At 62.0% G+C, this 19,531-nt stretch carries 21 protein-coding genes; 12 read left to right on the forward strand and 9 right to left on the reverse strand.

Annotated elements, in window-relative coordinates:
* Positions 1 to 42 precede the first annotated feature (42 nt).
* The 7 genes from XH89_RS17970 to XH89_RS18000 all read left to right on the forward strand — a co-directional run bounded on the left by XH89_RS17970 (position 43) and on the right by XH89_RS18000 (position 6,222).
* Positions 43 to 966 (forward strand): ABC transporter permease, encoded by a 924-nt coding sequence (locus XH89_RS17970; protein WP_194468526.1) that lies wholly within the window; start codon positions 43 to 45, stop codon positions 964 to 966.
* Positions 963 to 1,784, forward strand: a complete 822-nt coding sequence (locus XH89_RS17975) for an ABC transporter permease (RefSeq protein ID WP_194468260.1) — start codon at positions 963 to 965, stop codon at positions 1,782 to 1,784. Before XH89_RS17970 ends, XH89_RS17975 begins: the two co-directional genes overlap by 4 nt.
* Positions 1,781 to 2,761, forward strand: coding sequence for an ABC transporter ATP-binding protein (locus tag XH89_RS17980; RefSeq protein WP_194468261.1), 981 nt, complete (start codon positions 1,781 to 1,783; stop codon positions 2,759 to 2,761). The genes XH89_RS17975 and XH89_RS17980 overlap by 4 nt, the downstream gene beginning before the upstream one ends.
* Entirely contained in the window at positions 2,754 to 3,806 is a 1,053-nt protein-coding gene (locus XH89_RS17985) for an ABC transporter ATP-binding protein (RefSeq protein WP_194468262.1), read from the forward strand. Before XH89_RS17980 ends, XH89_RS17985 begins: the two co-directional genes overlap by 8 nt.
* A 921-nt stretch (positions 3,807 to 4,727) precedes the next feature.
* Positions 4,728 to 5,321 (forward strand): hypothetical protein, encoded by a 594-nt coding sequence (locus XH89_RS17990; RefSeq protein WP_246767862.1) that lies wholly within the window; start codon positions 4,728 to 4,730, stop codon positions 5,319 to 5,321.
* A 189-nt stretch (positions 5,322 to 5,510) separates the two neighbouring features.
* Positions 5,511 to 6,011: a GrpB family protein gene (locus XH89_RS17995; protein ID WP_194468263.1), complete on the forward strand. Its 501-nt coding sequence runs from the start codon at positions 5,511 to 5,513 to the stop codon at positions 6,009 to 6,011.
* Positions 6,012 to 6,075: 64 nt separating this feature from the next.
* Entirely contained in the window at positions 6,076 to 6,222 is a 147-nt protein-coding gene (locus XH89_RS18000) for a hypothetical protein (protein ID WP_194468264.1), read from the forward strand.
* A 220-nt stretch (positions 6,223 to 6,442) separates the two neighbouring features.
* Here XH89_RS18000 and XH89_RS18005 read toward each other — a convergent pair whose 3' ends face one another.
* Both XH89_RS18005 and XH89_RS18010 read right to left on the reverse strand, forming a co-directional pair.
* Complete coding sequence (locus XH89_RS18005; protein WP_194468265.1) at positions 6,443 to 7,921, reverse strand: WD40 repeat domain-containing protein; 1,479 nt, start codon at positions 7,919 to 7,921, stop codon at positions 6,443 to 6,445.
* Between the two features lie 566 nt (positions 7,922 to 8,487).
* A complete protein-coding gene (locus XH89_RS18010; RefSeq protein ID WP_194468266.1) occupies positions 8,488 to 9,147 on the reverse strand; it encodes a Crp/Fnr family transcriptional regulator in 660 nt (219 codons plus the stop codon).
* 71 nt (positions 9,148 to 9,218) lie between these two features.
* On the opposite strand from XH89_RS18010, the gene XH89_RS18015 reads away from it, so the two are divergent.
* Positions 9,219 to 9,701 carry a hypothetical protein gene (locus XH89_RS18015; protein WP_194468267.1) on the forward strand — a complete coding sequence of 161 codons (483 nt, stop codon included), beginning with the start codon at positions 9,219 to 9,221 and terminating at the stop codon, positions 9,699 to 9,701.
* A 416-nt stretch (positions 9,702 to 10,117) separates the two neighbouring features.
* Here the strand turns inward: XH89_RS18015 and XH89_RS41305 are convergent, their stop codons facing one another.
* Entirely contained in the window at positions 10,118 to 10,261 is a 144-nt protein-coding gene (locus XH89_RS41305) for a hypothetical protein (RefSeq protein ID WP_246767933.1), read from the reverse strand.
* Positions 10,262 to 10,387: 126 nt separating this feature from the next.
* Here XH89_RS41305 and XH89_RS18020 point away from each other — a divergent pair, with 126 nt between their 5' ends.
* Complete coding sequence (locus XH89_RS18020) at positions 10,388 to 11,593, forward strand: FAD-dependent oxidoreductase (protein WP_367401027.1); 1,206 nt, start codon at positions 10,388 to 10,390, stop codon at positions 11,591 to 11,593.
* Positions 11,594 to 12,212: 619 nt separating this feature from the next.
* Entirely contained in the window at positions 12,213 to 12,389 is a 177-nt protein-coding gene (locus XH89_RS18025) for a hypothetical protein (RefSeq protein ID WP_194468269.1), read from the forward strand.
* A gap of 212 nt (positions 12,390 to 12,601) precedes the next feature.
* On the opposite strand, the gene chrA is transcribed toward XH89_RS18025, so the two are convergent.
* Positions 12,602 to 13,834: a chromate efflux transporter gene (chrA, locus tag XH89_RS18030; RefSeq protein WP_371825218.1), complete on the reverse strand. Its 1,233-nt coding sequence runs from the start codon at positions 13,832 to 13,834 to the stop codon at positions 12,602 to 12,604.
* Between the two features lie 65 nt (positions 13,835 to 13,899).
* Positions 13,900 to 14,214, reverse strand: a complete 315-nt coding sequence (locus XH89_RS18035; RefSeq protein ID WP_194468270.1) for a PadR family transcriptional regulator — start codon at positions 14,212 to 14,214, stop codon at positions 13,900 to 13,902.
* Positions 14,215 to 14,329: 115 nt separating this feature from the next.
* Here XH89_RS18035 and XH89_RS18040 point away from each other — a divergent pair, with 115 nt between their 5' ends.
* Both XH89_RS18040 and XH89_RS18045 read left to right on the forward strand, forming a co-directional pair.
* Positions 14,330 to 14,539, forward strand: a complete 210-nt coding sequence (locus tag XH89_RS18040) for a hypothetical protein (protein WP_194468271.1) — start codon at positions 14,330 to 14,332, stop codon at positions 14,537 to 14,539.
* A gap of 53 nt (positions 14,540 to 14,592) precedes the next feature.
* Positions 14,593 to 15,315 (forward strand): hemerythrin domain-containing protein, encoded by a 723-nt coding sequence (locus tag XH89_RS18045; RefSeq protein ID WP_246767863.1) that lies wholly within the window; start codon positions 14,593 to 14,595, stop codon positions 15,313 to 15,315.
* Positions 15,316 to 15,455: 140 nt separating this feature from the next.
* On the opposite strand, the gene XH89_RS18050 is transcribed toward XH89_RS18045, so the two are convergent.
* The 4 genes from XH89_RS18050 to XH89_RS42100 all read right to left on the reverse strand — a co-directional run bounded on the left by XH89_RS18050 (position 15,456) and on the right by XH89_RS42100 (position 19,347).
* Positions 15,456 to 16,484 (reverse strand): ABC transporter permease, encoded by a 1,029-nt coding sequence (locus XH89_RS18050; protein WP_194468273.1) that lies wholly within the window; start codon positions 16,482 to 16,484, stop codon positions 15,456 to 15,458.
* Between the two features lie 12 nt (positions 16,485 to 16,496).
* Entirely contained in the window at positions 16,497 to 17,999 is a 1,503-nt protein-coding gene (locus XH89_RS18055; RefSeq protein ID WP_194468274.1) for a sugar ABC transporter ATP-binding protein, read from the reverse strand.
* A 23-nt stretch (positions 18,000 to 18,022) separates the two neighbouring features.
* Positions 18,023 to 19,045, reverse strand: a complete 1,023-nt coding sequence (locus XH89_RS18060) for a sugar ABC transporter substrate-binding protein (protein ID WP_194468275.1) — start codon at positions 19,043 to 19,045, stop codon at positions 18,023 to 18,025.
* Positions 19,046 to 19,182: 137 nt separating this feature from the next.
* Positions 19,183 to 19,347 (reverse strand): hypothetical protein, encoded by a 165-nt coding sequence (locus XH89_RS42100; RefSeq protein ID WP_367401026.1) that lies wholly within the window; start codon positions 19,345 to 19,347, stop codon positions 19,183 to 19,185.
* Positions 19,348 to 19,531: the final 184 nt, after the last annotated feature.

Raw genomic sequence — 19,531 nt, forward strand, 5'->3', positions numbered from 1 at the left:
CCTCCATCGCCATGAGCGATGGAGGGACTGAAGAAAGTGCCGATGCTCTCCTTCCTGATCCGTCGTCTGCTGCAAACCATTCCGACCGTGCTCGCCGTCGTGCTGCTGGTCTTCGTGCTGTTCAGCGTCGTTCCCGGCAGCATCGCCTCGAGCATGAGCGACGACGTCGATCCCCAGGTCGAGCTGCGCCTGAAACAGCAACTCGGTCTCAACGATCCCGTTTATGTGCGGTTCGGCAACTACATCGGCAAGCTCGCCACCGGCGATTTCGGGACGTCGTTCCGGACCCGCGAGCTGGTCACGAGCATGATCGCCAAGCGGGCCTGGCCGACGCTGCAGCTCATCTTCACGGCCATGGCATTTTCCGTCCTGCTCGGCGTGCCGCTCGGCTTCGTCGCCGCCCTGCGGCCGGGCGGTCTCGTCGACAGCGCAGCGATGGTCCTGGCGGTCTCGGGCCTGTCCATCGCCAAATTCTGGCTTGGGCTGGTGCTGATGTACTTTTTTGCGTTGAAGCTCGGCTGGCTGCCGAGCTTCGGTTACGGCGATGGCGGCCTGAAATATCTGCTGCTGCCGGCCGTGACGCTCGGCGTCTCGCCGATGGCGCTCTTTGCCCGGACGACGCGCGCCGCCGTGCTCGAGATCATGACCGCTGATTTCGTCCGCACCGCGCGGTCCAAGGGCATGAGCGAGACGCGCGTGGTGAAGTGGCATGTGATGCGCAACGCGCTGGTCATCATTCTCACCACGGTCGGCCTGCAATTCGGCGGGCTGATGGGGCAGGCGGTCGTCGTCGAAAAACTGTACTCCTGGCCGGGCATCGGCTCGCTGCTGGTCGACAGTGTCCTGCAGCGCGACATCCCGGCCGTCCAGGGCTCCATTCTCGTGGTGGTGCTGGCTTTTCTCGCGATTAATCTGCTGGTCGATTTGCTCTACGGCGTGATCGATCCGAGGATCAGATACGCATGAAGCTCCGCGCCAATCTCATCATCGGTGGCTCGTTGTTCGCGCTCGCGATCGTGGTCGGCGTGCTCGCCCCATGGCTGGCGCACACCGATCCCGTCATGGATGCCAATCTCATGAACGCGGAGGAGCCGCCGAGCTGGACCTGGTGGTTCGGCACTGACGACCAGGGCCGCGACATCTATTCCCGCGTCGTCTATGGCGCGCGTATCTCGCTCACGGTCGGTATCATCTCGCAGCTCATCAACAGCGTGATCGGCGTGGCGCTGGGCTTGAGTGCCGGCTATTGGGGCGGCTGGTGGGACGATGTCGTCAACGCCCTGACCAACGTCATGCTCGCGATCCCCTCGCTGATCTTTGCGCTCGCCATCATGGCGGTGCTTGGCCCCGGCCTGACCAGCCTCCTGATCGCGCTCGGGCTCACCAACTGGTCCTTCACCTGCCGGATCGCCCGCGCCTCGGCGCTCTCGCTGCGGAACCAGGGCTATGTGCAGGCCGCCACTGTACTCGGCTACGGCGACTTCCGCATCATGATCACGCAGCTCTTGCCGAACATGCTGGGGCCTATCGTCGTCATCGGCACGCTCGGCATGGGCAGCGCAGTGCTCTCGGAGGCGGCCTTGTCGTTCCTCGGCCTCGGCGTCCGTCCGCCGTTTCCGAGCTGGGGCAGCATGCTGTCGGATGCCCGCGACCAGATCACGACGGCGCCGTGGCTGTCGGTGTTTCCGGGCCTTGCCATCTTCCTGACGGTGCTCGGCCTCAACCTGCTCGGCGACGGTCTGCGCGACATTCTCGATCCCCAATCGCGGAGCCGGCGGACATGACCGGCGCGCCGCTGATCGAAGTCGAGGATCTGCGCATCGATCTCGACGGCGGAGCGCGGCGCGTTGCCGCGGCCGAGGGGGTTTCATTCCGCATCGATCGCGGCGAGACGTTTGGCCTCGTCGGTGAATCCGGCTGCGGCAAGAGCATCACGGCGCTCTCCTTGATCGGCCTCTTGCGGCCGCCGTTGTCGATCGGGGCCGGCGTGATCAGGTTTGACGGGCAGGAAATCCAGCACCTGTCCGCGGCCGCACAGCGGGACCTGCGCGGCAACAGGATCGCCATGATCTTCCAGGAGCCGATGACGGCGCTGAACCCGGTCTCGCCGGTGGGACGGCAGATCGCCGAGATGTTCGTGCTGCACAAGGGCAAGAGCTGGCGGGACGCCAACAAGCTCGCGATCGAGGCGCTGGCGAGCGTCCGTGTCCCTGCACCCGAGCGGCGCGTCAACGATTATCCGCACCAGCTCTCCGGCGGCATGCGCCAGCGCGTGATGATCGCGATTGCGCTGGCCTGCGGTCCGGATCTTCTGATTGCCGACGAGCCGACCACCGCGCTCGACGTGACCGTGCAGGCCGAGATCATCGAGCTGATGCGCAATCTGTGTGCGGAGCGGGGCACAGCGATCCTGATGATCAGCCACGACCTTGGCCTGGTCGCCAATGTCTGCCGCCGCGTCGCCGTCATGTATGCCGGACGCATCGTCGAGGAGCGCGGCTCCGCCGATATCTTCCGCGCACCCTCGCATCCCTATACGCAGGGGCTGGTCGCCTCGCTGCCGCGGCTCGGCAGCCGTGCCGCGCTCGGCCGTAGCAGGCTCAAGGAGATCGCGGGCGTCGTGCCGGCCATCACCAGCTTCCCGGATGGCTGCCGCTTCAATCCGCGCTGCCCGAACGCGACCGACATTTGCAGGCGGGTGGTGCCGACGGCGGATTTTCTCGAGGCCGGCGGTATGGTGAGGTGTCACCACCATGCATGAGCCCAGGACCAGAACGGGGGAGGGAAGGCCAGACGACGATCTCATTCTCAGCGTCGAGGATCTCGCGGTGCATTTCCCTGTCGGCGGCGGCCTCCTGGGCCGCAACCGGCGGCTGCTCCGGGCCGTCGACGGCGTCGATCTCAGGCTGAAGCGGGGCGAATGCCTCGGCCTTGTCGGGGAGTCCGGCTCGGGCAAGTCGACGGTGGCGCTTTCGATCCTTGGCCTGCTGGCACCGACGCGCGGCCGCATCATCCTGGACGGGAAGGTGGTGACCGACGGGCTGTCCGGCGACCGGAAGTCTCTGGCCCGCATCGTGCAGATCGTGTTTCAGGATCCCTACGCTTCGCTCAATCCACGCCAGACCGTCCGCCGCACGCTGGAAGATCCCCTGCGCGTCCACGGCGTGACCGCCAAAAGCGAGATCGAGGACCGCGTCGCGACCATGCTGCAGCGTGTCGGCCTGCGGCCCGAGCAGGCCGACCGCTATCCGCATGAATTCTCCGGCGGCCAGCGCCAGCGCATCGGCATTGCGCGCGCGCTGATCCTCAATCCAAAAATCGTCATCTGCGACGAGCCGGTGTCGGCGCTCGACGTCTCGATCCGGGCCCAGATCATCAACCTGCTGCTGGAGCTAAAGGACACGCTCGGTCTCTCCTACATCATGATCAGCCACGATCTCGGCGTCGTCGAGCACATGAGCGACCGCGTCGCCGTGATGTATCTCGGCCGCATCGTCGAGAACGGCGACTGGCGCGAGATTTTCGAGCGGCCGGCGCATCCCTATACGCAGGCTCTGATATCGGCCATCCCCGATCCGCTGCGCCATGCGCCGCTGGCAACGACCGGTGGCGATCTTCCCAACCCGCTGAATCCGCCGAACGGCTGCGCCTTCAGCCCGCGGTGTCGGTACGCGGAAGATGTGTGCCGTCGCGAGCCGGGGCCGACTCTGGAGACGCGGCCCGATGGGCATGCGGTGCGGTGCTGGCGGGCCGACGAGATTGCGAGCCGGACCGCGTTGGCCTCGTCCGTAGGCGCAGATCGATAGAGTGGAAGGGGCGCTTCGCGACGACATCTGTACTTGGCTCCGAAGCAGACATTTTTGCGGTGCGGCACCGAATGCCGGCTTGTGACCCAGAGCGAGCATCGTTAGCGAGCTTGGACTAGTGCCCGATAGGACCGTTTGTTCGCTATCTCCTTTAAGATCAGGCAATCAATCCACGCTATCGTCTCGGCTGCGTCCTTCAAGATGGTAACGGTTGGCAACACGGAATGTCTTACTACTTCTTCGCTGCCTGTCTGATCGTAGTAGCCTTGAGTTACGAAGTATCGTTTCGCCGAGCCTGGAAGCTGTCACGGAACTATGAGCTGCTTGGCCCAGCCCAGCGGCTCGCCCTACGGCGGGGTGCGCTTTGGCCGATAGGCTACGGACTGATTTGCATGCTGCTTGGGTGGGTCTTACTTCATTTTAGTCAAGACAAGCTTGTTCTCTATCTAATAATGCTTAGTGCCTCTTTCGTTGCCGGATCGTTTATTGGCGTTATGGCCGGCACCGCGAACCGGGTTTGAAGCATCGCGAACAACACCAGAGAGACATCGAGCTATAGCCGCCGACAAGCGGGACTATGACTTTGTCATTGTCTTGTTGATGTCCAGTTTTGGCCCTTTGCGTCCGACCTCCATACTCACGTTGGCGTCAGCTCTTGGCGGTAGACCGGACACGAACGCAGTCACAGCCGATCGACGCGAATGACCCGATTGAAATATCCTCTTGAGAGTCGGGCGATGAAGAACGCGATCCGTCGGCTGAGCCATCAAAGGCCCTTGTACGCTCAAGAGGGAGTACCACCATTTTTCTATCGCGATTGGCCATGAGGTTGTTACCGTCTTGTTGGGAATGGCAAAAACCCTCACCCTTGATTAGGCCAGTTCATTCCGACATCGCATTGATGAAAAGCTAGGAGGGAACATGCGCAAATATGTTCGTGGTACCTTCGTCGCCGCGCTAGGTCTTGCCTTTATCGGCGTGGCCCTCAGACCAATTGCAGCAGAAGAGCCTTACAAGGCTCAACTCGACACGTTGCGCAAATCGCTGGAGAAATATCAGGACTACAAGGCAGCCGTGCGCGACCGCTACCTGTCGACGGTGGGCTGCGTGCACTATTCCGGCGAGAAAGTCCCGCACCACATGGAATATGCCAAAGGCGCTATGGGAGTGCACTTTGCCAATGTCACAGTGCAGGGCGCTCCCGATCCGATGAAGCCCAACGTGTTGATCTACGAACCCGTGGGCACGGAATTGAAGCTCGTGGCTGTTGAGTGGCTGGTGCCTCTAACGGCAGATACCAAGCAGCGCCCCTCTCTCTTCGGCCAACCCTTCATGGGCCCGATGGAAGGACACTGGCCGCTCATTCCAAAGGAGTTTGTGCATTATGATCTGCATGCCTGGTTGTTCAAGGACAACCCGCTCGGCATGTTTGCGCCCACCAACCCGAATGTTAGCTGCGATGGCTACGACTTTTCCCTGCTGGAAGAGCCGACCATGATGATGCCGGGCCCATAAGCCAATCGCGAGGTCGGCTTCTGGCCCTAAGGCGAAGATCGCGATGGCGCCCAGCACGTCAGCAGCCGAGGCCAGACCGGACGTGGTGGCGACGCGGCCAAATCGACGCGAATGACCCAAGGCGGACAAAGCTGTTTGCTCCTCGGCGCGGTCTAGGCGAGCCTTAGGGTTTCGGCTTAATGTTCGGACATGTCGCTCACCAGTCCGATCAAGCGCTATGATCCGATGTGGCCGCAACAATACGCGGCAGAAGAGGCGCGACTGAAACCCATTTTTGGTTCTGCGCTGATTGAAGTCCATCACGTTGGGAGCACCGCCGTTCCTGACTTAGCCGCCAAGGCAGAAATTGACGTGCTTGCGGTGGTCAACTCAGACAACAGCTTGGAAGATTGGAGCCGATCATTAATGGCGCTAGGCTATCGTCGCGGAGGCGATCTCTCGCCGGGCCACCACTTTTTCAAGCGGGATGTGGACGGTGCCCGCACTCACAAGCTTCATGTGTGCTTGGACGGCCACGGAGAGATTGCGCGGATGCTGAAATTCAGAGATCATCTGCGCAAGCATCCAGGCGACCGTTTGAAATATCAGGAATTGAAGCTAAGACTGGAAAGCGAGAACACCTCAGGTATTCAGCAGTACCTGATAGCCAAAGACCCATTTATCCAAAATATTCTGGCCAAGCTCGATTGACTGGCAACGGTCGACACTAAGGACGGGCGGTCCATGTTACCCTTTGTGCGAGCAGGAGGATTGAATGACGCTCAAGCCGCTAGAACTGAGAGAGATGACCCCAGAAGAGAGGGAAAAGCGTGATCTTGCCATTAAGGAGGCGAGAGACTCTGGAAAGACAGACGCTGCTGAAAAGTTGGTGACGCTCCGGACATCACTGAAGAAGAAGTAACGGCGGCGATGCCGGGAGGTGCAGATCACGAAATTCACGAACGAGAGGCAGAAGCTCCGGACCCGCTGAATGTCGTATGTCGGGAAGTGGCCGATCTGCGAAGTAGCGTCTCCTCTGACGGTGGTCCGCTCATGGAGACGGAGCGGGCCAGATTTGCTCAACCTGAATTCTTCGCAGACCGAGCGCCTGGACCGATTCCAGGCGCGCGGCCGAATGATGCTCAGTACCCGAGGAATGGTCCTTGGGTCCACATGCCTTCGCGGCGGTTGTGGATCCACGCCGCACCGGTGACCCGGTTGTCGGCAATACCACCTACGACAGCGGTGTTGCCGTCGGCGGACAATGCCGCGGAAAAGCCCTGCTCGGCGTGTCCGGTTGCGCCAAGGCCAACCAGCTTTTCGCCCTCCTGGCTCCACGTGGCTCCGCTTCGGCGGTAGGCCCACGCGGCCCCATTATATGAGTTGTCACCGATTCCCCCTACGACGGCGGTGCGGCCGTCGGCGGACATCGCTACGGAATGACCTTGTTTGGCTTCCCCAACCGCGCGGCTGCCAACCAGCTTGCTGCTCTGCTGGCTCCAGGTAGCTTCGGTGCGGCTGTAGATCCACGCCGCACCGGTGTTTGCGTCGTCGCCGAGCCCACCTACGATGGCGGTGTTGCCATCAGCGGACATCGCAACGGAGAAGCCTTGTCCGGCCTTTCCGGCTGCGCCGGTGCCGATTAGCTTGTTGCCCTGTTGTCTCCAAACGCCGTCGCTTCGGACAAAGACCCACGCTGCCCCGGCGTATGAGTCGTCAGAAGGGCCGCCCACGATGGCACTATTGCCATCAGCGGACAATGCGACCGAGGAGCCTTGCGCTGCGTTTCCAACCGCACCGGTGCCGACCATCTTGCCCTGTTGGGTCCAAACACCATTACTTCGAGTGAAGACCCACGCCGCTCCGGCCTTCAAGTTATCGTAACTCCCGCCGATCAGGGCGGTGTTGCCGTCGGCCGACAGCGCGACCGAGGAACCTTGCGCTGCGTTTCCAACCGCACCGGTGCCGACCATCTTGCTACCTTGTTGAATCCAAACATCGCCACTCCGAGTGAAGGCCCACGCCGCTCCCGCGTGTAAGTTGTCATAAGGCCCGCCGACCATGGCCGTGTTGCCGTCAGCGGACAGCGCAACGGAGATGCCTTGACCGGCTTGTCCGACCACGTTGCTGCCCACCAGCTTGCTGCCCTGCTGGGTCCAAACATCGTTGGTGCGCGTGAAGACCCACGCTGCCCCGGTGAGCTTGTTGTCGACGATGCCGCCTACGATAGCGGTGTTCCCATCGCCGGACAGTGCTACAGACCAACCCTGCTCACTGGGACCAACCGCGCCAGTGCCGACCAGCTTCGATCCCAATTCCGAGTTGGATTGACTTACGGCCGGAACTGCAGCTGCAATCGCGGCGAACGCAACGAAGCAACATAGCAACGATCGCCGCCCGGCTCCTCGCCGTGGCACGATTGTGATTTCATGAGCCCGTTCGGCTAACCAAAGTTGCTCGCTTCGGGTCTCAAAGTCGAACTCTTGTTCGACGACGTCGAAGCGCGGACCCGGCGGACCTGTTGAGATTCTTCCACCGATAAAGCTCAACCCATGTTCGTCGGCGATAGATGTGATGGAGCCTTCTGTTCTCGAAGGAAGCGGTATGCGATCGATTTTCATGACTAGGTCCTCCTCTGCGCAAATCGATGCGCTAAGCTCCGGACCTCGCTCGAGCCGCCTACTGGCCGCGAGACGGCGCCCAGTGATCGACATCAATTCTAACGATGTAGGTGAAGATAGTTTGCCAAGTTTCAAGTCAGCGTGCGCTCATGCGCCTGCAAAAAAATACCACGACGAGGTCGACGCTTTTTGATTTGAGTCAATGCCGATTGCTTGCCCACCTACCGCCCCAAGACTTCACGATGCAACGGTCGCGCGTATTTCCTGTGATCCGCTATTTTCCCGCCGGCACCTTCGAAGGCGATTTTCCAATATCATCCGTAACTATGCCAGCAAGGGCATGGCAGCGGGTGGAGCGCTTTCTATCGGAGGAGGTCCGCGACCGGCTGCTTGAAAGCAGGCCCTAGCAATAAGCTATGGGCGGCGCATGCGCATGGCCCGTAAGTCCGCTTCTGGGCCCCATAGCGGACCTACTGCACTATCCGCCGATTTATCAGCTCGTGACCTGAAGCCGCGGCCCTGTCTTCTGAACTGCCGATTTGCTGCCTACCTAGGCGACGTCGGGCTCACCGCAAAGTCAAGCGCGATTGGTCTACCCATAGCTCTCCGCACTTCTGCATCTGTGCGAGAGCACGATAGAGCGCTTCGTGGGTCAAGCCGAGCTCGGCCGCCCAATCCTTCTTGGATTGCTTCAGGTCGACCACGCCGGCCTCGCCTTCGGTCTCGACGAAGTGGACGATCCGCTCCCGAGCTGTCTTGAGACTCAATCTTTCAGCTTGCGTACGCACTCTGCGGAGCTCCCGCGCGAGGTGGGCGATCCACTTGTCCCTGAAGTCGCTGGCCTCGAATGCTGCGCGAAAGGCTTTGCCCGGGATAGCCAGGATCGACGAAGGTTCTGTGGCGACCGCGTCGCAATGGTACACGGGCTGATCGAGGCTCGCCTCGGCCAGAAAGCCGCGCCCCGTTCGTTGAAGAATAATCTCTCCGCCGGAATGCGATCGCCGGACGAGTCGGACTTCTCCCGAGAGCACGAAGAACATGGCTCTTGGGCGGTCGCCCCGGCTGAAAAGAGTGGTTTGGCGCGCTATCTCCAACAACCGCGTCTGTCGCCGGACAGGCCCGGGTAACGCGGCGAGGAGCGGAGATGCAAGCGACAGCGACTTCCAATCAGGTGCCACAGGGGCCGTCGCTCGGCTCGTCTGCCGGCCTTTTTCGATCAGGATCATATGATCGAAATCATATGTGAACAGTCCCCGTTGCGTCTATGCTTTTTTGCCACTGCTCGGGAAAACTGATCATGCGCCTTCATCTCGCCGCCCTGGTTTCGGGGCTATTGGTTCTTTCGGTCGGATATGCCGCCGCCCAGCATCACATGCATCAGGGTGATATGGATCACGGTGTTTCCGTAACCGATACGCGCGAGTTCGTGAAGTTTCCGCCCGTACTCGTCGAGCACACTATCGCAAATATGCGCGATCACCTGCTCGCTCTTCAACAGATCAACGAGGCGTTGGCTCAGGGCGAGCCGGAGAAGGCGGGCAAGATCGCCGAGGAACGGCTGGGCATGAGCTCGTTGCGGCTGCATGGAGCGGCGGAGGTCGCGAAGCACATGCCGCAAGGCATGCAGGATGCTGGCACAGCGATGCACAAGGCAGCCAGTCGTTTTGCCATCGAGGCACAAAACGTGGGCGTCACCGGCGAACTCAAACCCGCTCTCGGGGCGCTCGGCGAAGTGATGGTCGCCTGCGTCGGCTGCCATGCGGGCTATCGACTCAAATAGCCTTGTTGGCGGGTCAGCTCGTGGCCGGCAGCCGAGCTAGTTCGAAGCAAATGCGATGGCTAGTATGTGTAGTAGACTGGACGCGAGCATGCCGCCACGAGCCGGGCCCGGCGTTGGAGACGCGGCCTGATGGACATGCGGTGCTGGCGAGCTGAGGAGATTGCCGGGGCAGGCGGCGGTGGCCGTGGCCGAAGGCGCTCATCCCTAGAAAAGGCGCGGTTCGCGACGACGTCGCCATTTGGGTCCGAAGCAGACATTTTGCAGTCAGGCTCCGAATGCTGGCTTATGGACCCATAGTGCACCAATAGACGCCAACCTGTGACACCTGGCTCCAGGGTAACTCAAGATGGGCTTTGAACCTGCGGTTCGCCACGTCGACCTATGTCTTAAGTGATCCTTGTCCCGGTGGGCGAGAGTCATTGCGGCTTCGTCTTGAACAATGACGGTCCTGCGACCTGCGGTCCGACAAAATCTTGGGGGAACGGATGAGCAAAGTCGTCATTTGCGGTGGAGGCGTAATTGGATTGTGCGCAGCCGCGATGCTTGGCCGCGATGGCCATCGCGTGACGGTCCTGGAGGCTGACCCGGCAGATCGGCCCACGGCATCCGCGGTTGGGTGGGACTCGTGGGAGCGTCCGGGAGTTGCCCAATTCAGGCAACCTCATAACCTCAGTGCGCGATTTCGAATGATCAGCGATCAGGAATTGCCGGGGTTGACGGATGATTTGCTTCGAGCTGGCTGCGTTTGGGTGGACTATCTCGACAGTCGCTCTCTTCCTCCAACTTTGACGGACAGGGCACCGCGACCGGGTGATCAAGCCCTGCGCTTCGTCACCGGCCGGAGGCCGATCGTTGAATGGGCCGTCGCTGCCATCGCGCAAGCCGCACCCAACGTGACTGTCAGCCGCGGCATCAAAGTTCGCGAATTGATCACCGGCGCATCGGCCGTCCCAGATGTGCCGCACGTGACCGGGGTTCGCACGACATCGGGTGAAGAGATTCCCGCCGATCTGGTGATCGACGCCATGGGGCGGCGAAGCCCAGCCTGCGAATGGATCCTCAGCGCGGGTGGCCGCAGCCCGATCGAGCAAGCCGAAGACAGTAACTTCGCCTATTTTACCCGATATTTCTCAGGGCATCAGCGGCCTCGCAGGATGGGACGCGCGCTAACGCCGATGGGATTGTTCTCGATCCTAACCCTGGACGGGGACAACGACACCTGGTCGGTCACCCTGTATACATCGTCGAAGAACAAGGCGATGCGAGCCTTGCGCGATACGACCACGTTCCATCGTGTTGTTTCGGCATGTCCGCGGCACGCCCATTGGCTCGACGGGGAGCCAATCACGCCCGTTCTTCTGATGGCGGGAGTCGTCGATCGTTACCGGCGGTTTGTCGTCGACGGTAAGCCTGTCATCACGGGATTCGCCGCGGTGGGTGATGCCTGGGCCTGCACCAACCCGTCCGCAGGACGAGGTTTGAGCGTCGGTCTCCTGCACGCACAAGTCCTCCGCAACATCGCTCGCCGGCACATCAATGATCCCGAAGCATTCTCCCGGAAATACGACGCTGACACCGAAAGCCAAGTCGGTCCGTTTTATCGAAACCAGATCGCTGCGGACCGCGTTCGGATAGCTGAGATGAACGCGCTCGAAGCGGGCATGCCCATGCCGGCACCCAACCCGGTCATGGCCAAGCTTCTCCTTGCCGCCACCGAAGACGCCGACGTGCTCCGCGGCATGGTCGAAATCGCGTTGTGTGTTGCGCTGCCTCAGGAGGTCATGGCCAGACCGCCCGTCGCCGCGAAACTGGCTTCAATGGACGGCTATCAATTGCCGCCGGACCCGAACATCATCGATCGCGATCGAATGGCGGCGCTCCTGGACGGCTGATCTCTACGACGCCAGACGATTATGCTCGCGTAAGAAGATAAAGAGCCGTGCCGACGACAGTCGAAGCATTCTCTCGACCGCTACGGACCAGTTTCCAGACCATCGCAACTTCGCCGCTACCGCTCATCCGATCACGGGCGGGAGAAAAACGCATGGAATTCCCGACCAATGAACTATTGGAGATCGATCCCAATGTCGAAACCGGCGAAGCGGCGTCGCACATCCAGTCTTATTGGCGGCGTTTTTAACCTTTATCTTTTCGCTGGTCCTTCTGGTGATCCTCCTCCCCATTTATGCGCCCCCTTAGAAATTCAAAAAGCCTAGCCACGCCGACGAGGTTGGTCGACTTCCGAAATTGGCCCTTTGCTTCCGTTAGGGCGTTGCGGCGAGATGTCCGGTGTCGGGGTAAAGCGGAAGCTCCCCACACTGGTCAAAACGGCGCTGTTGACCTATCTCGGACATGATCCGACCGGAGCTCAGGAATTCCGTTACTGAGGCGCAAGGAGGACATCGACATGTCGCCTGCGTGACACTCGTCACATCCTGTAGTCTCGGCGTCGGGTATCCCATCGGCTATGGGCTGAGGTTGGTCCTCACCGAGAGATTAAAGGGAACGACCATGCGCGATATTCGTGATCGGAGTTCAATCGAACTGACCGACGAAAAGCGCGAGCTGACAATTGCAGAGCTCGACAGGATCGCTGGTGCCGGCGGCTACAGCGAGGCCGACCAAGCGCTATCCTCCCTGATAAAGAGCCTTCACGACGCCAGAAACTCCAACATCGGAAAAATCTGAGAAGAAGTGATTTCCGCGTCGAGGCCGGCTCAGTTGGCGGCCTCTTTCATTTCGAAATATCGCTTATTGGCCCCTTAGCTGAACGCAGCAAGAGCCTTCGCCACTTCCGCTAGCGGTCGTAAAGTTGGTTTGGGCCGACGGCCGCCCTTGGCTGAAGGATGACGCGATAGGAGTTTGGGCGATCGTCGCGCTCCTACCGCGCGGACCCGACCTCAAACCAGCGCCATCGCAGTTCCGGCAGCGGCGCTGAAGGCGACGACAATGAGCGGAGGGGCGCGCCAGGCGACCAGCAGGACGAAGCCGACAAGCGCGATGCCGAAATCCCTTGGCGAATGCACGGTCGTGGTCCAGACCGGATTGTAAAGCGCAGCACCCAGCACGCCGACCACTGCGGCGTTGACGCCGCGCATCATGGCCTGGGCGCCGGCGCGCTTGCGGAACGAGTCCCAGAAAGGCAGTCCGCCGAGCAGGATCAGGATGCCCGGCAGAAAGATGCCGACAAGGCCGAGCGCGGCCCCTGCCACGCCGTGCGGTTCCGGAGAAACCACCGTGCCGAGGTAAGCGGCGAAGGTGAAGAGCGGGCCCGGCACCGCCTGAGCGGCGCCATAGCCGGCGAGGAAGGCGTCATCGGTCAACCAGCCCGGGGCGACGAAAGCTTGCCGGAGCAGGGGAAGCACGACATGGCCGCCGCCGAACACGAGCGCGCCGGAGCGGTAGAAGGCGTCAAACAGGGCGACGCCCATCGAGCCGGTCAGCCCGCGCAGGACGGGGAGGCCTGCCAGCAGGACAAAAAACGCCCCGAGCGTGGTCAGCCCCACGGTCCGCGAGACCGGCATCTCGACGTGCCCGGACGGCGCCGCTGCATCGCTGCGGCACAGCCAAAGGCCGGCGAGCCCACCGAGGACGATCGCACCGATCTGGGCAATCGATGCCGTACTGAAGAGGATGATGAGCGCCGCCACGACGGCGATCGACGCGCGCTCGCGATCGGGGCAGAGGTTGCGCGCCATGCCCCAGACGGCCTGCGCCACGATCGCGACCGCGGTGAGCTTGAGCCCGTGCAGCAGGCCGGTCCCCACGGGGCCGCCCAGCGCGCCGGCGCCGTAAGCAAACAGAACGAGGATCACGGCCGACGGCAGGGTAAATCCGGTCCAGGCGGCAAGGGCACCCGGATAGCCGGCGCGCATCAGGCCGATCGAGAAGCCGACCTGACTGCTGGCGGGACCCGGCAGGAACTGGCACAGCGCGACCAGATCGGCGTAGGCATGCTCGTCGATCCACTTCCTCCGCACCACGAACTCGTCGCGGAAGTAGCCGATATGGGCGATCGGACCGCCGAAACAGGTGAGCCCGAGCTTCAGGAAAATGCGCAGGACTTCCAGCGCCGAGCCGGCGTGGGACCGCTCTCCGGCGGCGATGGCGGTTGATCGATCGAGGTTGCTCACGGAGGTTCGTTTCCAGCACGGGTTTATCGAGTTTCGATAAACGATATCGGCAAGGGCGGCCAGCGCTAATCCTTCGCCAAGTCGTTCATGGCCTCGCCGGTGAATTCGAGGAGCCGGGCCTTCGCGAGGATCAGCCCTTTCTTGCCCAGCGGCGTTGCACGGTAGAGCGTGCGCGCGGTCCGGCCCGGATGTTCCTTCCGCGATCGCAAATAGCCTTTCCGTTCCATGCCGTGGAGCAGGGGATAGAGCGTTCCGGGACTGAGCTTGTAGCCGTGCCGGGCCAGTTCCTCGATCATCCACTGGCCGTAGATCTCCTGTTCCGCCGCATGGTGCAGAATGTGCAACCTGACGAACCCGGTCAGCAGATCCTTGAACTTCATGCCGTCTTTATCGAATTTCGTAATTGGAACGACGCCTCGCGTCATCAGTTGGTGCGCCGTCGCGCTGGACGCTTACGAGTCTGGCGAGGCCATGATAGCAGCGAGGAGACTGGTTATGGCAAGTGCGGCAGATCGCGATCCCCGACACCATACGCAGAAAATGCAGAAGGCACTCCACGATATCAGGAACCATCTGCGTGAAGACGTGCAGAAGGTGGACGAACCGCAGTTGAAGGCGATGTTCGAAACCTCCGCCGAGGTTCTGGGCGGGCTTGAGAAGGCCTTCAAGGATTACGAGCAGAAGAACGAAAAGGCCTGGCGCTGAGAGAGCTCGGTGCCGCGACAAATGTGGGCCCACATCTCCACGGGAGCGCCGTGATGGTCGTCATGCCAAGCAAGCGTCGCTTGCTCCTGCTCGGAGGCGCGTTGGCGGCGGTCGCGGCGCCCGCCGTCATCACCCGGCCGGCCCTTGCTGAACGCAAGGGCGGCCGCGCGAAGCAAAAGGGCGCGGAGAAAAAGGACGAGGAAGTCAGTCCGCCCGAGGATCTGATGCGCGAGCACGGCGTGCTCGATCGGGTCTTGCTGCTCTACGAAGCCGGCATCCGGAAGTTCTCGTCGAACGAGGATTTCGATCCCGCCCTCATCACGCAATCTGCCGGCATCGTCCGCGATTTCATCAACAACTACCATGAGAAATCCGAGGAGGAGCACGTCTTCCCGCGATTCAAGACAGCCGGCCAGATGACCGATCTGGTGGACACTCTGCTGCGCCAGCACGAGGCGGGCCGGAAAGTCACCGACAACATCCTGAAGCTTGCGCCGTCGGGTCGAAGCAATGACGACGACCGCAAGCAACTGGTCGGAGCGATGCAGTCCTTCATCGCGATGTACCGGCCGCACGCGGCGCGCGAGGACACCGATCTCTTTCCGAAGCTGAAAGACGTGGTCTCCTCGAACGAGTATGATGCGATGGCCGAGGATTTCGAGAAGAAGGAGCACCAATTGTTCGGCGAGGACGGCTTCGAGAAGATGGCGACCCGCGTCGCCCAGCTCGAGCAGCAGATGGGCATTCACGATCTGAACCAGTTTACGCCGCGCTGACGCGGATGATGTCATCGTGCTCCTGTTTTGCCCGACGTGTCAAATGCCGCTGAAGCGCTGGCTCAAACCACTCCGCGCCAAATTCCCCAATGATTTGTACTGTGCATGGGGTTGTTTTCGCGGTTTTGATGTGAGGGCGGCTACTCCGCCGCTTTTTCGCGCAAGCGCTGCGCATAGACATTGATGATCAGGGCCACCAAGAGGATCACGCCGCGGATCAGGATCTTGAGGAAGCTGTCGATGTTGACGTGGTCGAGGCCGTTGTTGAGGACGCCGAGCACGAACAGGCCGACGATGGTGTTGCCGATGCCTCCGCGGCCGCCGAACAGGCTGGTGCCGCCGACGACGACGGCGGCGATGGAATCGAGCAGATACGTGTCGAACTCGTTCTGCTGCGCGCTGCCGAAATGGGCGACGCCCAGCATGCCGCCGATGCCGGAGCACACCGCGGAGATCACCATCACGCTACCCAGGATGAGCTTGACGTTGAGGCCGGAATATTCGGCGGCCTCCCGGTTGCCCCCGACCATGTAGACGTAGCGGCCGAAGCGCGTGTAGGTCAGGACCAGATGCCCGGCGAGCAGCATGATGGCGGCGACGATGACGATCCAGGGGATGCCACCGATCGAGCCCGAGCCGAGCGTCGAGATCAGGCTCGGCACCTTGTAGGCGATCTGGCCGCGCACCAGTAGCGCCGAGATGCCGGCGGCGATCTGCATCATCGCCAGCGTCATGATGAAGGAGGGGATGCCGATGACGGTCAGCCCGAGCGCGTTGATGAGGCCGAGCGCCGCGCAGAGCAGAATCGACAGCAGGATCGCGACCGCGCCGGGCAGTGGGATGTTGGCGATGTTGACGTAGGATTCCTGCAGCGTGAAGTAGGCGACCGCGATGCCGGTGACGTTGGCGATGCTGGCGATGGAGAGATCGATCTCCGCGCAGAGGATCACGAAGGTGAGGCCGACGGCGATGACGCCCGTCACCGACACCTGCGTCAGGATGTTGCCGAGATTGTCGATGGTCGCGAAGGAGGGGCTGGCAAAGGCGAAGAAGGCGGACAGGAAGATCAGGGTCAGGAACGGTGCGATGTTGCGCATTTGCGAGCGCAGGAAGGTCGCAACACCCCGTGCGTGCTGTCCTGTCGCTGGAGCCGTCTCACTGCTCGCCATGGTGCTTCTCCGTCACGCCGCTTCCAGCAGGCGGTCCTTGCTGACCGGCTCGTTCTTGAACTCCCGCACCACCGCGCCGCGCTTGAGCACGAGAATGCGGTCTGCCAGCGACAGCACCGTTTCCGGTTCGGTCGACAGCACGATGATCGCGAGCCCCCTGGCGCGGAGGTCGCGGACGATGTTGATGACGTCGTTCTTGGCGCCGACATCCATGCCGCGGGTCGGCTCGCACAGCACGAGCAGCTTGGGCGGATAGGTCAGCCATTTTGCCAGCGCAACCTTCTGCTGGTTGCCGCCCGAGAGCATGCCGAGATCGAGCCCGACGACCGGCGGCCTGATCTGCAACTGCTCGACCTGGCGCAGGGCGATGTCGCGCTCCTGCACAGGCTTGAGCAGCAGCGACGAGATGCGGTCCAAAATGCTGATCGAGATATTCTTGTAGACCGGCTCCTGGTGGAACAGCATGGCGCGCCGGCTCTCCGGCACCAGCGCCACGCCGGCGCGTCGCGCCGCCGCCGTGCTGGCGAAAGTTTTCGGCTTGCCCTCGACGATCAGTGTGCCGGCGTCCGGCTTCAGCTTGCCGAACAGGATACGCGACAGCTCCTGCTGACCGCAGCCCATGAAGCCGTAGATGCCGAGCACCTCGCCGGCGTGGGCCTCGAAGGAGACATCCTTCAGGCTGCGCGCCAGCGACAACTGATCGACCTTCAGCACCACCGAGCTGTCGCTCGGCCGCGGCAGCATCAGGTCATCGGTGTAGCTGTGCTCGAGCGCCTCGCCGCCGCGGCCGATCATGGCCTCGATCAGCGCGCCCTTAGTGGTCGCGGCCGCCGCTGTTTCCGCGACCTTCCGCCCGTTGCGGAACACGGTGACGGTATCAGACACCCGCAGAATGTCCTCGATGAAATGCGAGATGAAGACGATGGCGGTGCCTTGCTCGCGCAGCCGCCGCAATGTCGCAAACAGTCGCTCGACCTCCGGCGGGGAGAGCGCCGAGGTTGGCTCGTCCAGGATGACGATGCGGGCTCCCGAGAACAGCACGCGAGCAAGCTCGATCAGTTGCTGCAGTCCGATCGGCAGATCGCCGAGCCGCGACATTGGATCGACGTCGATGCCGAATCGAGACAGCTGCTCACCGGCCTCGCGCGCCATGCGTCGCCATTGCACGAGGCCGAGGCGGTTGGTCGGCTGGTTGCCGAGAAAGACGTTCTCGGCGACCGTGAGATCAGGCGCAACCGAGAGCTCCTGATGCACCATGGCGATGCCGGCCGCGTGCGCATCGCGGGCCGAGCGGAAATGCGTCTCCGTCCCGTCGATCAAGAAGCGGCCGGAGAATTCGCTGTGCACGCCGGCGATGATCTTCATCAGCGTGCTTTTGCCCGCGCCGTTCTCGCCGACGAGACCGTGGATCTCGCCGGGAAGAAGCGCGAAGTCGACACCGCGAAGGGCTTCGACGCCGCCGAAGCTCTTCGTGATGCCCTGCAGTTCCAGGATGGGCTGACGACCCTCGGGCATGCAAGTTCAGGTCTTGGAGGATTTCAGATCAGGAAATGGTCTTCCATCCACTGCATCCCGGCGGCATTGGCCTTGGTCACAACCGGGCCATCGGTGACGACATTCTTGGGAATGCCTTGTCCGCTCTTCTCGCCGCCGACCACGGCTGCGACACCGGCGATGATCGCGCCGCCATGGATGCGGCAGGACGGATTGCGGACGGTCGCGAACATCCGACCCTCGCTGACCGCCTGGATCGCCGGTGGCATGGCATCCACCCCGCCGATCAGGATGTTGGTGCGGTTATGCGCCTTCATGATGTTGGCGGCGGCCAGCGCCATGTCGTCATTGTGGAAGAACGCCGCGTCGATCTGCGGATACTTCGTCAGATAGGTCTCCCAGAGCCGCGCGGTCTTGGAGACGTCCCAATCGGCCGGCTGGGTGTCGAGCACCTCGATCCCGGGGAATTGCTTGACCACCGAATCAAAGCCCTTGGCGCGGCCCTGTGCGCCGGTGTGGCCAAGCGCGCCTTGCGTCATGATGATCTTGCCCTTGCCGCCCATGGCGTTGCACAGCGCCTGCGTCACCGAGGCGCCCATGAACTCGTTATCCGGGGCGAGGAAGGAGTGGACGTTGATCTGGTCGAGCGGCGCAATCAGCGTGTCCATGTCGATGACGGGCGTGCCGGCGTCGATCATCTTCTGCACGGGCTGGGTGAGGGTGCCGATGCCAAAGGCCTGGATCGCGACGAAATCCCATTTCTGCGAGGCCATGTTGTCGATCGCAGCGCGCTGCTTCACCGCATCGAGCTGGCCGTCGAACCAGGTGACCTCGACATTGAACAGCTTGCCCCAGAATTCCGCAGCCTGCTTGCCCTGCGCGCACCAGGTGGCCTGAAGGCCTGCATTGGAGAATGCCGCCTTCAGCGGCTTCTCGCTTCGTCCGACTTCTGCTGCAAGTGCTGGGTTTATGCCCATGCTGCCTAGGATGGCAGTCGCGGCGCCGGCGGTTGCTGCCGCCTGAAGAAGATCGCGCCTCGTCGTCGAGAAATCTTTCGTCTCGGACATCGCTCGCTCCCATATATTTTTCGTCGGCGCGTCATTGACTGCGCGGCCGATGCGGAAAGTGTCTCACAAGAGTTGGCGCCACTCAATGTGCAATCAAGGCTTCGATCGTTGTGGCTGTGTTGGTGCAGCGCAAAGGGCTACGCTGCGATGCCAGCGAAGGCCTCGATCTCGACGAGCAGCTCGCGCGGCGGGCCATACACCTCGTGCGAGGCGACCTCGCAGGAGATCAGGCGGAAATGCCCGCTGAGCTCGCCGGCGTAGTCGACGATCGCCTCGATCGTAAGCGCAAGCATCGATCCCATGATCAGCTCGCTGCCTCGCGAACGGAACATCATCCGCGTTTCAGGATGCTGCATGAACAGACGTTGATAGATGAGGGCGCAATATCGGGGCAGCGCGCGGCTGCAAGCTTAAAGCTCTGGTCGATCGGATTGCGAGAAGCGCTGATCGGTACGTCAGCCGCGCCGACAAAAAAAGAGCGGGGCC

This window comes from Bradyrhizobium sp. CCBAU 53340 (genome assembly GCF_015291645.1).
Lineage (GTDB): Bacteria > Pseudomonadota > Alphaproteobacteria > Rhizobiales > Xanthobacteraceae > Bradyrhizobium.